The sequence below is a fragment of the Xanthomonas nasturtii genome, from assembly GCF_001660815.1.
GTDB lineage: Bacteria > Pseudomonadota > Gammaproteobacteria > Xanthomonadales > Xanthomonadaceae > Xanthomonas > Xanthomonas nasturtii.
Window position 1 is genome coordinate 81,029 of record NZ_LYMI01000012.1, and the last position, 13,957, is coordinate 94,985.

Annotated in this window: 13 protein-coding genes and 1 pseudogene; 12 read left to right on the forward strand and 2 right to left on the reverse strand. The window is 66.1% G+C overall.

Annotated features, from left to right (window positions below; translation table 11 throughout):
• Positions 1-31: 31 nt before the first annotated feature.
• The 7 genes from A7D16_RS06050 (at position 32) to A7D16_RS24440 (ending at position 5,494) form a co-directional block, all read left to right on the forward strand.
• Complete coding sequence (locus tag A7D16_RS06050) at positions 32-1,342, forward strand: hypothetical protein (protein WP_064630956.1); 1,311 nt, start codon at positions 32-34, stop codon at positions 1,340-1,342.
• Positions 1,324-2,292: a glycoside hydrolase family 113 gene (locus A7D16_RS06055; RefSeq protein ID WP_064630816.1), complete on the forward strand. Its 969-nt coding sequence runs from the start codon at positions 1,324-1,326 to the stop codon at positions 2,290-2,292. Before A7D16_RS06050 ends, A7D16_RS06055 begins: the two co-directional genes overlap by 19 nt.
• A gap of 161 nt (positions 2,293-2,453) precedes the next feature.
• Positions 2,454-3,632 (forward strand): nicotinate phosphoribosyltransferase, encoded by a 1,179-nt coding sequence (gene pncB / locus A7D16_RS06060; RefSeq protein WP_064630817.1) that lies wholly within the window; start codon positions 2,454-2,456, stop codon positions 3,630-3,632.
• A 15-nt stretch (positions 3,633-3,647) separates the two neighbouring features.
• The gene (locus A7D16_RS24425; RefSeq protein ID WP_162577187.1) at positions 3,648-4,235 is read left to right on the forward strand and encodes a hypothetical protein; all 588 of its coding nucleotides are present in this window, start codon (positions 3,648-3,650) and stop codon (positions 4,233-4,235) included.
• Between the two features lies 1 nt (position 4,236).
• Positions 4,237-5,118: a cellulose synthase subunit BcsC-related outer membrane protein gene (locus A7D16_RS24430; RefSeq protein ID WP_239686949.1), complete on the forward strand. Its 882-nt coding sequence runs from the start codon at positions 4,237-4,239 to the stop codon at positions 5,116-5,118.
• Entirely contained in the window at positions 5,115-5,363 is a 249-nt protein-coding gene (locus tag A7D16_RS24435; RefSeq protein ID WP_373418994.1) for a hypothetical protein, read from the forward strand. Before A7D16_RS24430 ends, A7D16_RS24435 begins: the two co-directional genes overlap by 4 nt.
• A complete protein-coding gene (locus tag A7D16_RS24440; protein ID WP_373418995.1) occupies positions 5,267-5,494 on the forward strand; it encodes a cellulose synthase subunit BcsC-related outer membrane protein in 228 nt (75 codons plus the stop codon). The genes A7D16_RS24435 and A7D16_RS24440 overlap by 97 nt, the downstream gene beginning before the upstream one ends.
• Positions 5,495-5,764: 270 nt before the next feature.
• On the opposite strand, the gene A7D16_RS06070 is transcribed toward A7D16_RS24440, so the two are convergent.
• Entirely contained in the window at positions 5,765-7,423 is a 1,659-nt protein-coding gene (locus tag A7D16_RS06070; RefSeq protein ID WP_064630819.1) for a PA domain-containing protein, read from the reverse strand.
• A complete protein-coding gene (locus A7D16_RS06075) occupies positions 7,416-7,835 on the reverse strand; it encodes a post-PEP-CTERM-1 domain-containing protein (protein WP_064630821.1) in 420 nt (139 codons plus the stop codon). Before A7D16_RS06075 ends, A7D16_RS06070 begins: the two co-directional genes overlap by 8 nt.
• Before the next feature lie 468 nt (positions 7,836-8,303).
• On the opposite strand from A7D16_RS06075, the pseudogene A7D16_RS06080 reads away from it, so the two are divergent.
• The 5 genes and pseudogenes from A7D16_RS06080 to kdpB all read left to right on the forward strand — a co-directional run.
• A pseudogene (locus A7D16_RS06080) lies at positions 8,304-8,552 on the forward strand (ArsC/Spx/MgsR family protein); the annotation flags it as partial.
• Positions 8,553-8,727: 175 nt separating this feature from the next.
• Positions 8,728-9,243 (forward strand): peptide deformylase, encoded by a 516-nt coding sequence (gene def / locus A7D16_RS06085; RefSeq protein ID WP_064630823.1) that lies wholly within the window; start codon positions 8,728-8,730, stop codon positions 9,241-9,243.
• A gap of 654 nt (positions 9,244-9,897) precedes the next feature.
• Positions 9,898-9,990, forward strand: a complete 93-nt coding sequence (locus A7D16_RS06090; protein WP_006452907.1) for a potassium-transporting ATPase subunit F — start codon at positions 9,898-9,900, stop codon at positions 9,988-9,990.
• 15 nt (positions 9,991-10,005) lie between these two features.
• Complete coding sequence (gene kdpA / locus A7D16_RS06095) at positions 10,006-11,820, forward strand: potassium-transporting ATPase subunit KdpA (RefSeq protein ID WP_064630825.1); 1,815 nt, start codon at positions 10,006-10,008, stop codon at positions 11,818-11,820.
• A gap of 12 nt (positions 11,821-11,832) precedes the next feature.
• Positions 11,833-13,932 (forward strand): potassium-transporting ATPase subunit KdpB, encoded by a 2,100-nt coding sequence (kdpB, locus tag A7D16_RS06100; protein ID WP_064630828.1) that lies wholly within the window; start codon positions 11,833-11,835, stop codon positions 13,930-13,932.
• Positions 13,933-13,957 lie beyond the last annotated feature (25 nt).

Below are 13,957 nucleotides of genomic sequence, written 5' to 3' on the forward strand. Positions count from 1 at the left end.
CGAGAGCGGGCTGCCGGCGTTCCTGGTGGCCGTGGTGGCATTGTCGCTGCTCAGCCAGCCGTTGCTGCTGCAGTCGGTCGGCACCGCAGCGCCGACGCTTGCGCCGGGTGCTGGCTTGCCGGCAACCGGCCTGCTGGCGTGGGCCGTCGATCTGACCCTGCACAGCTGGAATCTGCCGTTCCAGGTCTGGCCGTTCCTGGCGGTGGCGGCCAACGCGCTGTTCCTGTCGCTGCTGTGGCGCGACCTTGCCGGCGTGTTCGGGCGCGGCTGGGCCAGCGCTTTGACCCTGCTGGTGGGCTGCAATCCGCTGTTTCTGTTACCGATTGCAGCCGGCGGCAGTCAGGCAGTGGGGTTGCTGGCCTTCTACGGCCTGTGCCGCACCTTGCGCCGCTTGCAGGCGCCGGTAGAAGCCTTCACTTATCTGCGTATCGCCGGCTGGTTGTGCGTCCTGCTGTGCCTGGATCTGCAGACGCTGGCGTTGTCGACGATGGTGGCACCGTGGCTGCTGTTGGTGATGCCGCCGCAGATGCTGCGCAAGGCGCCGGGTTCGTTCTATCTGGTGTGCTATCTGCCGTTCGCGTTCCTGGTCGGCATGTGGGCCTACGTCAACCTGACCGTGTTCAATGCACCGTGGCCGACGCTGTCCAGCATCGCGCAGGTGTCCAGCCCGCTGCCGCTGCCGTTGGCCGCGCATGCCGAAGGCTGGTTGCCGGCGGTGCGCTGGGGCGTTGCGGCCGTGGTGTGCTTCCCGATCCTGGCGCTGGTGGCGCGTGCGCGCAGTGGAGCGTTGACGCGTGGCGTGGTGGCCAGTGCCGGCACCGTCATCTGTGCGGCGGCGTTGTCGTTCGCATTCGGCTGGGCCGGGTTCGACGCCTTGTTGCTGCTGTGGGTGCCGGCGGCGTTGTTGTTGCGCGCGCTGCACGCCGATCAACGCAGCCAGGCCGCTGGCTTGCTGCTGCTGGGCCTGTTCGGTGCGGTCTGGGCGCAGCCGCAGGGCTGGGGTAGCTGGATGCGTGCCGCACCTGCCGATGAGCAGGCGTTGCTGCAGGGCGAGGCCGTGGTCATGACGGCGCCGGTGTCGCTGCCGGTGAATGCAGCGCTCGCTCCTGCTGCGCAGGATGCAGGTGTGGCGCAGCCGGCAGTGACCGACGGCGTTGCCGTGACGCCGGCTGCAACAGTGGCTGCCATCAGTGCCGACCGGGCAAACCCTGTCACCGCCACGGTGGCGCAGCCGGACGATAACAACGCATCCTTGCGTGCAGCCGCGTGCGCCCAACACGCGGCGCTGCCGAATTCCGCGGTGTCTGCCGAGGTGTCTACCGCATGTTCAAGCGCCTTCTAAGCAGCGCAGCGTTGATCGGCGTGTGTCTGCTGGCAAACGGCTGCAATGCCGCCGCGCCCATCTGGATGGGTGCCAACGTCAAGGTCTCGGCCAACGCGCCGTGGGAAAGTGAGGCTGCAGCGCAGTCGTTGGACGCGCTGGCCGATACCGGCGCCAGCAAGGCGCTGCTGGTCGCGTTCGTGTGGCAGGCCAACCCGCAGTCCAACGACCCGGTGCTGGGGAGCGACAGCAACGTGGAAGCCATGCGCGCCGCGTTGCGGCAGAGCCTCCAGGCCGGCTTGCAGCCGACACTCAAGGTACATGTATGGATTCCGGGTCACTGGGCCGGCGATGCAGCGCCTACCGACCCGGCTGCCTGGTTTGCGGCGTATCAGAATGCGCTGCTGCCGCTGGCCAAGTTGGCGCAAGACGAACACGCCGAAGCGCTGGTGATCGGCACCGAATTGCGCAAGCTGCAGGACGCGCCGCAGTGGCCGGCCCTGGTGGCGGCCGTGCGCAAGGTCTACCACGGCAAGCTGCTGTACGTGGCCGATGGCATGGAGCATGCCGAGAGCTTCCGGTACTGGTCGTTGTTCGATGCGGTGGGCACCAGCCTGTATCCGCGCCTGTCCGAAGCCGCCGATGCACGCACCGCCGAAATGACCGCTGCCGCGCAACGCCTGCAGCAGTTGGGGCAGCGCGTGGGCAAGCCGGTGTGGGTGGCCGAGCTGGGGCTGCGTTCTGCGCGCGGCAGTCTGGCGGCGCCCTGGGAAAGCCCGGAGCAACGCACGGCCGCAGTCGATACGCAGCTGCAGCTGCAGGTGCTGCAGCAGTGGCGCAAGGTGCTGCAGGCGCACGGCGTGGAAGGCATCGCGCTGTGGTGCTGGTACACCGACCCCAAGGCCGGTGGCCCGGGCGACAGCGACTTCACCGTGCAGGGCAAGCCGGCTGAGCAGGTGCTGGCGCGCTGAGCGATGGCGCCTGGCAATCTCCAAGAGAATGCCAGGCGCAATTACCGAGGTGACTTGCCGGGGTGACGCGCACTGCCGCTGCGCTGCGCAGCGCATCGCCTCCCGGACGCATGGGCGGCTTGCACGCAGCGCGATCGCCGCTGCGGGCATAATCCGGCGGCATGATCATCCATTCGCTGCTCGACACCGACCTGTACAAATTCACCATGATGCAGGCGGTGCTGCACCAGCATCCTGCAGCGCAGGTGGATTACCGCTTCAAATGCCGCACGCCCGGCGTGGATCTGGCGCAATTCATCGACGAGATCTCACGCGAGATCGACGCGCTGTGCCGGCTGCGGCTGCGCGAAGATGAGGTGGATTACCTGCGCAGCCTGCGCTTCATCAAGCCGGACTTTGCCGACTTCCTGGCGCTGTTCCATCTGGATCGCAAGTATCTGCAGCTGTCGGCATCGACCACCCACCCGGGCGAGATCGAGCTGACCATCCGCGGCCCCTGGCTGCACACCATCCTGTTCGAAGTACCGCTGCTGGCGATCATCAACGAGGTGTGGTTTCGCAACACCTCCGAGCCGGATTTCGAGGAGGGCCGCAGCCGCCTGCGCGCCAAGGTGAGCAGCCTGCGCAGCATGCCGGCCGGCTGCAAGATCGCCGATTACGGCACCCGCCGGAGGTACTCGCGGCAGTGGCATGGCGAGTTGCTGCCGCTGCTGCGCGATGGCCTGGGCGCGCAGTTCGTGGGTACCAGCAATGTGTATTTCGCCAAGCGGTACGGGCTGACTCCGCTGGGGACGATGGCGCACGAATACCTGCAGGCGTTCCAGGCGCTGGGGCCGCGGTTGCGTGATTCGCAGGTGGCGGCGCTGGAATCGTGGGCGCGCGAGTACCGCGGCGATCTGGGCATTGCGTTGTCGGATGTGGTCGGGCTGGACGCGTTCCTGCGCGATTTCGATCTGTACTTCTGCAAGCTGTTCGATGGCATGCGCCACGATTCGGGCGACCCGTTCGAATGGGGCGAGCGCGTCATCGCGCATCTGGAAGCGCACCGTATCGACCCCCGCACCAAGGTGCTGGTGTTCAGTGACGGCCTCAATATCGACAAGGTGATGCGGCTGTACGCGCACTTCCACACGCGCTGCCGGCTGGCCTTCGGGGTGGGCACCAGCCTGACCAACGACCTGGGGCCGACGCCGCTGCAGATCGTCATCAAGATGGTCCGCTGCAATGGCCAGCCGGTGGCCAAGCTCAGCGATTCGCCCGGCAAGAGCATGTGCGACGACATCGGGTACCTGCGCTATCTGCGCGACGTGTTCGGGTTGCCGCCGCCGGCAGAAACGTAACCGCGCAGGGTGACCATGCGCGGCAGTTATCTGCAACGCGCGCTGGCGCAGGCACCGGAGTCGCCGGAAGTGCTCGCCGCCGCCGGCCGCGTGTGTCGCAGCGCTGGCAAGAACCGCAAGGCCGAGCAATATTTCCGCACATCGCTGGCTGCGCAGCAGCGTCAGGCCGCTCAACTCGATAACGGCCTGCCGTCGGCACGCGGCACGGCTGCGGTGGCATCGTCCGGGCGCCCGCTCAATCCGTTCTCCGGCATGACCGGCGCGATGCCGCGCTCGCCGGCGGTGCTGTCCGAACGCATGGACGGCGGCAATGCGTACGACGCCGCCGCAAGGGCGCCCACCGTGCAACTGGCGCCGGTCGCCACGCCGCCCACCGCTGCACGTTTCGCAACGGCTGCGCCGGTCAACGCCTATACCGGCACCAGCGGCGACGCGTTGCCGCAGCCGGTGAGCGCCAGCGCCGTGCCTTCCACCTTGCCTGCACCCAGCAGCCGCCTGCGCGCTTCCACGCGCAACGACGTGCCGCTGCTGTCAGCAAGCGATCCACAGCCGCGCGCCATCGCCACGCACGCACGCACTGCCTGCGCGCAGCAGCGGCAATAGCGTGCTCGACGAATTGCGCGCGGTGCAGTTGGAAAACAGCGACAACCTCGCCGGCGGCGCGCTGTATCGCGCCCGCGACGGCGAAGACGGCCTGGGCCGTTTGGACGACATCGAAATGCCGGTGCAGGCCGAGTTCGCGGTCGGCGAGGGCAAGCTCGGCGTCACCCTGACATCCACCGGGGTGGACGCCGGCACGCTCACTACCGAGTCCGTCACCGCCAGCCGCTTCGGCACCGGCCCGCAGGGCGCGATCGGCGATGCGCTGGCCGCCGATCGTGGCCCGATCGACACGCTGGTCAACACCCCGGTGTATCAGCTGCTTGCCACCGAAGGCGACAACGCCGCCACACGCGAACCGCTGCGCCGCTACACCTTGAACACCGGCTTGTTCAACGAGCTGCTGGTCGAAAACAACAACAGCAACGCCGCTGCGCTGGCCGCGCTGGCCAACGAACCGTTGCCGGCGTATCTGCTCAGCATCAACGTCTCCGCCACGCCGATTGCGCAGCTGCCACGCGACATCCTGGGCAACACCGCACTCAGCGAACAGCTGGGCGCCGGCGGTGCGGTCGCCTTGCGCGCGCTGGCCGGCAGCACGGCCGCTGCGCAGCAGACGCCCACCGGGCTGGCCGATACGCTCAACGCGATGGCCGCCAGCGGCAACGGCAGCTGCCGGCTCAGCCAGGACGACACCGGCGTGGGTGTTGGCGTGCGCTATCGCAATGGCGGTTTCAGCGCCGATGCGGGCAGCACGCCGATCGGGTTCCAGGAACAGAATGTCATCGGCGGCGTGGGCTATCGCGGCGAACTCGGCGACACCGTCAGTATGTGGACCTGGGGTTCCCGGTGCACTGGAGCGGGCGCACGGCCGGGCAGACGGTGAACTGGAAGGTCGACGCCAGCATCGGCGTGCAGCACTTCAGCACCGACGCCTCGCCGTATTTCCCCGCTGACCGACCCTGCAACAGGCCGCCTACGATGCCGCATCGCTGGCGGCGCTGCTCGGCCTGGTCAACCGCTACACCGACCCGGTGTACGCCGGCGAAAGCCGTACCGGCGTGTCCTACAACCTCAGTGGTGCGGCCGAATGGCAGGTGGCACCGCAGCTGTTTCTGGGCGGGCGGCTGACGTGCAACAACGCGCGCGACTCCAACCAGTTCAGCTGCAATCTCTATCTGCGTTTCGTGATGGACCGGTTGGGCGCGGCGCTGGGCCGTGCGCCGCAGGTGCTGACCTCGCCGTATGCGGCGGATCGTTGATGGCCTGGCAAGCCTGATGCGTCGTCGATCGGGTGTGCAGCAAGCAGGCGCAGCACGTGTGTGCAGCGAATGCATGCAGCGGAGCGTGACGCGACAGCTGGCTGCCGCGCGCATCGCGTTCGCGCCCTGATGTGCTTCCGGCTGTTGGTTCGAGTCGCTGCAACGGTGCGTGGAACGCTTGGCCTGCACCGAACGCCATGAGTGCGGATAAACGAACGGCGCCTCTCGGCGCCGTTCGCATTACTGCGTTTTACGCACCACGTGTGACGCTTACGGACGCACCTTGGTGGCGCAGACAAAGACCGCTGCCTGCTGCACGCGGCTGATCACACCCTGGCTCTGCAGCTCACGCACGTGCTCGTCCATGCAGGTCAGGTAACCCAGACGGTTGCCGCCATTCTGCGACTTGCACAGGCTGCTTTCGGCAGACACGTTCGCACCCGGAATCAGGCCGCCGGTCTCCACCGTTGGCACCAAGGTATTGCAGGTGCCCAACTTGGCCGGCCCGCTGTTCAAGGTCCAGCCGATGTCGGCAAACAGCGCCGGGGTCAGGTCGATGTTGACGTGCGCCTGCACCTGCGGTGTGTCGAACGGTTCCATCAACGCGTTCGGCTGCAGATCGGTATCGAAGTGCGAGAACGTCGAACCGCCGGCCACCACGCTGGGCGAGTACAGGCGCGTGCGGCCTGCGCTGTCGGTGCCCTGCAGCAGCGTGGGATCCTCGTACAGCGCCGCGACCACCGCAGTACTGCTCTTCAGGCGCGCGCCATCGGCCTGCGAGACCATGATGGCGGGGATGGTGATGTCGGTGATCGGCGGGGCGGCATTGCCCATCGTCTGCACACCCGCGGCGTTGTTGGCCACGATCACGCCTACGGCGCCGTTGAGTTGCGCATTCTTCGCCTTGATCGTAAACGCGCAGGTGCCGCGGTCGATCAACGCCACCTTGCCGGCCACATCGGCCGCATTGGCGAAGGGTGTTTCGCAGCCATCGCTGGCCGACGGTGCCGCCACGCCATCGTTGACCGTCACCACCGCACGCGCGGGGAAATTGGCTGCGGTGGCCAGTGGCCCGAAGCTGGCAAAGCCCACTTCGAACTTGCCCGCTGCGCTGGCCGGTGCGGTCACGCGCAACAGCGTGCGCTGGTCCAGGATCAACGCCGCCTCGCGGTTCACGCGGGTGCCGGCCCACACCGTGCGTCCGGGCGTGCGCATCGCTTCGGCACGCAGGGCGTCGGTCATGGCGGGGTCGTCGAAGCGCTTGTTCTGGACGTTGTCGTAGGCCTGCGAGGTGTAGACGTCGGTCAGGCCGCTGCCCGAACCGAGCACACCGGTGGTCTTGTTGAGGAAGCCCGCCGCGCCCAGCCCATGGCCGATCTCATGCATCACCACGTTGAGGAAGTTGATCTGGCCTTCGGGCGTCTTGCCGTCCAGACCCAGATACCAGCCCGAGCCGGCCAGGCAGTCGTCCTTGCCCAGGTCCCCATTGAACTGCGAAAACACGTCGGCCGGATCGGCCGGATCCGGCACCAGGTCCTGCCCGGCGATCGCATCGCCCAGCGCAGACGGGTACAGCGTGTTGGGCTTGGCGCCGGGGAAATTGTTGACGATCCAGTTCGGCCCGGCCTGGCCCAGCGTGCCGCTGGTGGCGGCGCAAGTCAGCCGCGCGAACGAGGCATACACCTTGATCTCGACGTTGCTCTGCAGCACCGCGCCCCACAGGTCCATCGCGTACTGATAAGCGATACGGCGTTGCTCACCGACCGAGCGCCCCGGGTTGCCGCCCAACGGCGCGGCAGCAGTCGGGTCGTTCAAGCCGACCACGCTGCCGGCATCGCCATTGATCAGCGTGACGTTGGCCGCCGACGCATGCAGCGGTGCCAGTGCGGCGGCCACGGCCAGGGACAACAGCAACAAGGGCTTATTCATGCGGCAGCGCTCCGTGCTCGGCGTGGGCGGGTTGGGGGGTGTCGGCGTCTTCGCTGTGTTCGATGACGATGCGTCCGTCGGCCTGGCGGGTCGCTGTCAGCGAACTCATCTGGGTCGCCGGCAACTTGCGCACCACGGTGCCATTGGGCAGGCGGCGCTCGGTGGCGCGTGCGGCCGCCTCGGTCTGCGGCACCGAGCTGCGCGCTGCGCCGCGACGGGCTGCGGAGGCGGCGGCCTGCTGATCCAGCGCCGCGCTCTCGGCGTCGGTCAGCGGGCGCAACTTGCCGGTGGTGGGGTCGATCCCGACCTTTGAACTGCTGGTGGCTGCCTCCTGCGCTGCGGCAATGGCCGGCAGGCACACAACACACAACACACCGGACAGCATCCATCCGGGCTTGCGAAAGCTCATCATCGTTGGGGTTTCCTTGGGTCCAACAGGGGAAAAAACGCCGTGCTGACACCGGCGCTCGGGAGAATCCTTCCGTTCCATTCTGTTCATGACTGAATCATGAATACGTGACGTGTGTCAATCTTTTGACACGTCAGCCGATAAATGCGAAGCGGTAGCCTGAAAAAGTCATCGACTGACTTGTGGTTTGAGATTTTCTTGGAATGACCCGTTGGGATGGCCCGGAATCAGTCAGATTTTTGGCGCACAGGCACAGGCACAGGCCCGCTCCTGGTCATGCCATGACAAGGTCCGTAGCTAGCCCCGCCGAGCAGCCCGCTGCTTCAGAAAGGCCGATGGTCCAGCAGGCGCCAACTGCACTCTCTTCTCCCGCCGGGAGAAGGTGCCGCGAAGGGGCGGATGAGGGTACGGGCGCCGTCTACAGGGGCATGTCCTACCGACTTGCTTTTCCTGGCGTCGCCCAGTTCCGCTCGCCAGAAGGGAACGCCGTATCTGGAGCTGGGACTCGACAATCCTGCGCTGGATGACGCCGCACTCCTCAGCGCGATGCTCGCGCACCCCATCCTGATCAATCGCCGGTTCGTGCGGACGCCGCTGGGTACGCGCCTGTGCCGGCCATCCGAGCAAGTGCGCGAGCTGTTGCCTCCGGCCACCCGCGCGTTCGTCAAGGAGGACGGCGAACCCGTGCTGGACGAGACCGGTCAGCGCATCGGTGCCTGAGCGCCGCAGCCATCGCTAAAGCGACTGCTTGAGCACAGGCCGGTGCGGCCGGTGCCAGGACGCGCTATGTCGCATTTTTGCACTCGGGTGAACGCCGCCCACATCTGCCTGGCAGCCGCTCGCTAGCAGGTGTTGGCCGTTCTAAGATCGCCGTATCGTTTTGAGGAGCACCGACATGATTCGTGAAATTATCCGCATGGGCGACAAGCGCTTGCTGCGTGTGGCGCCGCCGGTGACCAATCTGGGCAGCGCCGAGTTGCACACGCTGGTGACCGATATGTTCGAAACCATGGACGATGCGCGTGGTGTCGGCCTGGCAGCCCCGCAGATCGCGGTGGATCTGCAACTGATGGTGTTCGGTTTCGAAGCCAGCGAGCGCTATCCCGAAGCACCCGCAGTGCCGCGCACGGCGCTGGCCAACGCGCAGATCGAACCGCTGTCAGACGAGATGGAAAACGGCTGGGAAGGCTGCCTGTCGATTCCCGGCCTGCGCGCAGTCATCCCGCGCTATCGCTACATTCGCTACCGCGGCTTTGCCCCCGACGGCAGCCCGATCGAGCGCGACGCCGAAGGCTTTCATGCCCGCGTGGTGCAACACGAATACGACCATCTGGTCGGCCGCCTGTATCCCTCGCGCATCGAAAACTTCGACACCTTCGGCTTCGAAGACGTGCTGTCCTACGACCTGTAGCACTGCTCTCAACCGGCAAGCAGCGACGCGCTGTCTTCGCTCTTCAACAAAACCACCAGCCAACTATCTGGTGCGGTGTCCTTCCCGATTGCGGGACCGTTGGCGGCATGGATGCCGCCACCGAGCCTCCAGGGACGGATTCATGGCGTGTCCCGCGAGCGGTGAGGGCACCGCACGCTCAGCCACCTCAGCGTTGAGCAGTCAAAACAACGCAAGTAATCGGGGGTAAGCGTCTGAACGGAGGGATTCTGATAAGCGACTAAAGCAGGCCAGCCCCCAGGTCGCAGCAAACGTCGTAAAGATGGCAGGGCACGGGTCTCTGCACCCTGCCAACGCCACCTGATCCCAACGAACATCGGCTTTGATCCAGGAACAACAACTTCGCCGCTCACCCGCACTGGGTGATTTATGCGGAATTTACGCGGCGGCCACTGCGGGTCCATAGCGACTTTACGCGGCACGGGCGGAGACTGCGCAGGTTGGCGGAGCGGTTCCGCCGTGGACGATCCCGATGCATCCCTTGACCTGTCTGCTCCATCGGCGCTGCGCGCACGGTGCGGCAGCGCTTTGCCTGGTTGGCACGCACATGCTGCCAGCGCCATTGCACATCGCATCCATCGCGCCGCCTTGTGCGCGTCTTGGGGAGTAGCCGACATGCCTGCCTGGTTGTCCCTGTTGTGCGGCGTGGCCGTACTCGTTGCTGCTGCGTACCTGTTGTACGTGGTGCTGCGGCCCGAAGACTTCTGATGCGAGTGCGCTCCAATGACTGAAACGTTTCTTGTCTACGCGCTGGCGATCGTGCTGGCGTGGCCCCTGGGCCGCTATCTTGCCGCGGTGATGCGCGGTGCCCCGATGCGCGGCGATGCGCTATTTGGCTGGATCGAGCGGCCGTTGTATGCCTTGCTCGGAACGCGCCCGCAGCAGGGCATGTCGTGGCGCGGTTACAGCGTGGCTTTCCTGCTCAGCAATCTGGTCGTCGGCGTACTGACCTGGGTGGTGTTCATGACCCAGGCCTGGCTGCCGTTCAACCCGGACGGCATTGCGAACATGCGCTGGGACACTGCGCTGCACACCATGGTGTCGTTCGTCACCAACACCAATCAGCAGCATTATTCCGGTCAGGCGCAGCTGTCGTATCTGGCACAGATGACCGGCATCGTCGGTCTGCAGGTGGTGACACCGATGATGGGGTTGGCGTTGGCAGTGGCGACGCTGCGCGCCTTGTTCGGTGGGCGCGCCGCCGCACACGTATCCGATACCGCACTGGCATCGGACGCGACGGCGAGCGCCCGCGCAGAGACGGCCGGGCCGGACGATTCGGAGACGGCACTGCTGCGCAATGGAGGGCAACAGCCAGGTTCCAGCGCGGAGGCACTCCCCGAAGCAGACGTCGGCAATTACTGGGCAGATGTGATCCGCGCCAGCGTGCGCGTGTTGTTGCCGCTGTGCCTGCTGTGGACGGTGTTGCTCGGCTGGCAAGGCGTGCCATCCACATTGCAGGGCGCGGCAACGGCAGCGCCGTTGGATGGTAGTGCCGGCATGGCCAAGCAGACCATTCCGGTGGGCCCGGTGGCGGCAATGGTGGCGGTGAAACAGCTCGGCACCAACGGCGGTGGCTGGTATGGCCCCAACAGTTCGGTGGCGCTGGAAAACCCCACGCCGTTGAGCAATCTGCTCGAAACGCTCGCATTGGTATTGCTGCCGATGAGCGTGGTGTTCATGGTCGGCTATCTGGCCGGGCGCAAGCGCCTCACCGCGTTGGTATTCGGCACCATGCTGACGATGTCGGCCGCGTCCACCGCGTTGTTGCTGTGGTCTGAAGCACATTCGGCCAGTGCGGGCTCTCCAGCGCTGATGGAAGGCAAGGAAGTGCGCATCGGTGCGGATGCCTCGGCGTTGTGGGCGGCGTTGACCACGCAGACCTCCAACGGCTCGGTCAATGCGATGCACGATTCGTTGGCGCCGTTGAGCGGCCTGGTCACGTTGGTCGACATGCTGATCAACGCCATCTGGGGCGGCATCGGCTGCGGCTTGCAGCAGTTCGTGGTGTATCTGTTGCTGAGCGTGTTTCTGGCCGGGTTGATGACCGGACGCACGCCGGAATTGTTCGGCCGCAAGATCGAAGCGCGCGAAGTGCAGCTGCTGGCGCTATTGATCCTGCTGCAGCCGCTGGTGGTGCTGGGCTTCACCGCAGTGGCGCTGGCAGTGCCGGCATTTACTGCCAATTCCAATCCTGGTTTTCATGGCATCAGCCAGGTGTTCTACGAGTACACCTCGGCCTTTGCCAACAACGGGTCGGGCTTCGAAGGCCTGGGCGATGCCACGTACTGGTGGAATCTGAGCTGCTCGGCGGTGTTGGCGCTGGGTCGGTATCCGGCGTTGATCCTGCCGCTGATGGTGGCCGCGCGCATGGCAGTGAAGCGGCGTGCGCCGGAGTCGGCCGGCAGCCTGCAGGTCGAAACGCCCACCTTTGCGCTGACCCTGATGGCGATCGTGCTGGTGCTGACCGTGCTGCAGTTCATGCCGGCACTGGTGCTGGGTCCTATCGCTGAACACCTCGCCCTGGCGGCGTCCTGAGAGTTTTGAGCAATGTCTACGATCGATACGACTGAAAAACGCGAGCGCGGCGACGCAGCGTTGTTCGATGCCGCCGTGCTGGTTGCGGCGATGCGTGCCGCCTTCGGCAAGTTGGCGCCGCGGCATCTGCTGCGCAGCCCGGTGATGGCGGTGGTGATGGGTGGCACGGTGCTGGCGGCGGTGATCACCGCCAGCGGGCATGGCAATGCAGGCTTCGGTTGGACGGTGACGGCGATCCTGTTCGTCACGGTGTTGTTCGGCAATTTCGCCGAGGCCATTGCAGAGGCGCGTGGTCGCGGCCAGGCCGCCTCACTGCGGCGTGCGCGCAAGGACCTGGTGGCACGCCGGGTGGAAACCGCACTTGGCGGCCGCGAGACCTGCGTGCCAGCGGCGGAGTTGCGTCCGGGCGATTACGTGATGGTGTCCGAAGGCGAATTCGTGCCGGCCGATGGCGAGATCGTGCGTGGCGTTGCAACGATCAACGAAGCGGCGGTGACCGGTGAATCGGCACCGGTGCTGCGCGAGGCCGGCACCGACCGCAGCGGCGTGATCGGTGGCACGCGCGTGCTCTCCGACGAGATCGTGTTCAAGGTCACTGCCGAGCCGGGGCATAGTTTCCTGGATCGCATGATTGCGTTGGTGGAGGGCGCCAACCGGCAGAAGACGCCGAACGAAATCGCGCTGACCTTGTTGCTGGCCGCGATGACGCTGACCTTCCTGATCGTGGTGGCCTCGTTGCCGGCGATTGCGGGGTTTGTCGGCGTCACGCTGGATCCGTTGCTGCTGATCGCGCTGCTGGTGTGCCTGATCCCCACCACCATTGGCGGCTTGTTGCCGGCGATCGGCATTGCCGGCATGAACCGCGCGCTGTCGGCCAATGTGCTGGCCAAATCCGGCAAGGCGGTGGAAGTGGCCGGCGACGTGGACGTGTTGCTGCTCGACAAGACCGGCACCATCACCTACGGCGATCGGCAGGCCACTGCGTTTCATCCGCTGGCCGGCATCGACCGTGCGCAACTGCGCGATGCGGCGATGCTGGCCTCGCTGGCCGATCCGACGCCGGAAGGGAAATCCATCGTCAAGCTGGCGCGTCAACAAGGCGCGGTGGTGGTGGAGCCGGAGGCGCCATTGGATGCGGATCCCTCCACAACAGACCGCACATCCATGCGCGGGGTCCCTCATTACATCGCCTTCACTGCGCAGACGCGCATGTCCGGTGTGGATCTTGCCGGGCGCAGTATCCGCAAGGGCGCCGGCGATGCGATCGTGGCGTATGTGCAGGGCATGGGCGCGACGGTGTCGCCGGAATTGCAGGGGCGTATCGAAGAAGTCGCGCGTGGCGGTGCCACACCGCTGGTGGTGGCCGAAGGCCGGCATGTACTCGGTGTGGTCGAACTGAGCGATGTGGTCAAGCAAGGCATCAAGGAAAAGTTCGCGCAGCTGCGCGCGATGGGCATCAAGACGGTGATGATCACCGGCGACAACCCGCTCACCGCCGCCGCCATTGCCGCCGAAGCCGGTGTGGACGACTACATCGCCCAGGCACGCCCGGAAGACAAGCTCGCGCGCATCCGCGCCGAGCAGGCCGGTGGGCGGTTGGTGGCGATGGTTGGCGACGGCACCAACGATGCCCCGGCGCTTGCCCAGGCCGATGTGGGCCTGGCGATGAACTCCGGCACGCAGGCGGCCAAGGAGGCCGGCAACATGGTCGACCTGGATTCGGATCCGGCCAAGCTGCTGGCGGTGGTCGAAGTGGGCAAGCAGCAGCTGATCACGCGCGGCGCGTTGACCACGTTCTCGCTGGCCAACGACGTGTCCAAGTATTTCGCGATCCTGCCGGCGCTGTTTGCCGCAGCGATTCCATCGATGGCGGCGCTCAATGTCATGCAGTTATCCAACCCGCGGCATGCGGTGCTGGCGGCATTGATCTTCAATGCATTGATCATCCCGGCGTTGATTCCGCTGGCCTTGCGCGGCGTGCGCTTTCGTCCGTCCAGCGCCACCGCGCTGTTGCGCCGGAACATGCTGATCTACGGCGTGGGCGGCGTGCTGCTGCCGTTCGCTGCGATCAAGGTGATCGATCTGGCGCTGGTCGCTGCTTTCGGCGCCTGAGTTGCGTGTGATGCACCTTTCTACT

Excerpts from the sequence above, each read along its gene's own strand:
- pncB (WP_064630817.1), top strand. The coding sequence starts at position 2,454 with ATGATCATCCATTCGCTGCTCGACACCGACCTGTACAAATTCACCATG.
- A7D16_RS06070 (WP_064630819.1), bottom strand. The coding sequence starts at position 7,423 with ATGAATAAGCCCTTGTTGCTGTTGTCCCTGGCCGTGGCCGCCGCACTG.
- def (WP_064630823.1), top strand. The coding sequence starts at position 8,728 with ATGATTCGTGAAATTATCCGCATGGGCGACAAGCGCTTGCTGCGTGTG.
- kdpB (WP_064630828.1), top strand. The coding sequence starts at position 11,833 with ATGTCTACGATCGATACGACTGAAAAACGCGAGCGCGGCGACGCAGCG.
- A7D16_RS06055 (WP_064630816.1), top strand. The coding sequence starts at position 1,324 with ATGTTCAAGCGCCTTCTAAGCAGCGCAGCGTTGATCGGCGTGTGTCTG.
- A7D16_RS06075 (WP_064630821.1), bottom strand. The coding sequence starts at position 7,835 with ATGATGAGCTTTCGCAAGCCCGGATGGATGCTGTCCGGTGTGTTGTGT.
- kdpA (WP_064630825.1), top strand. The coding sequence starts at position 10,006 with ATGACTGAAACGTTTCTTGTCTACGCGCTGGCGATCGTGCTGGCGTGG.
- A7D16_RS06090 (WP_006452907.1), top strand. The coding sequence starts at position 9,898 with ATGCCTGCCTGGTTGTCCCTGTTGTGCGGCGTGGCCGTACTCGTTGCT.
- A7D16_RS24425 (WP_162577187.1), top strand. The coding sequence starts at position 3,648 with ATGCGCGGCAGTTATCTGCAACGCGCGCTGGCGCAGGCACCGGAGTCG.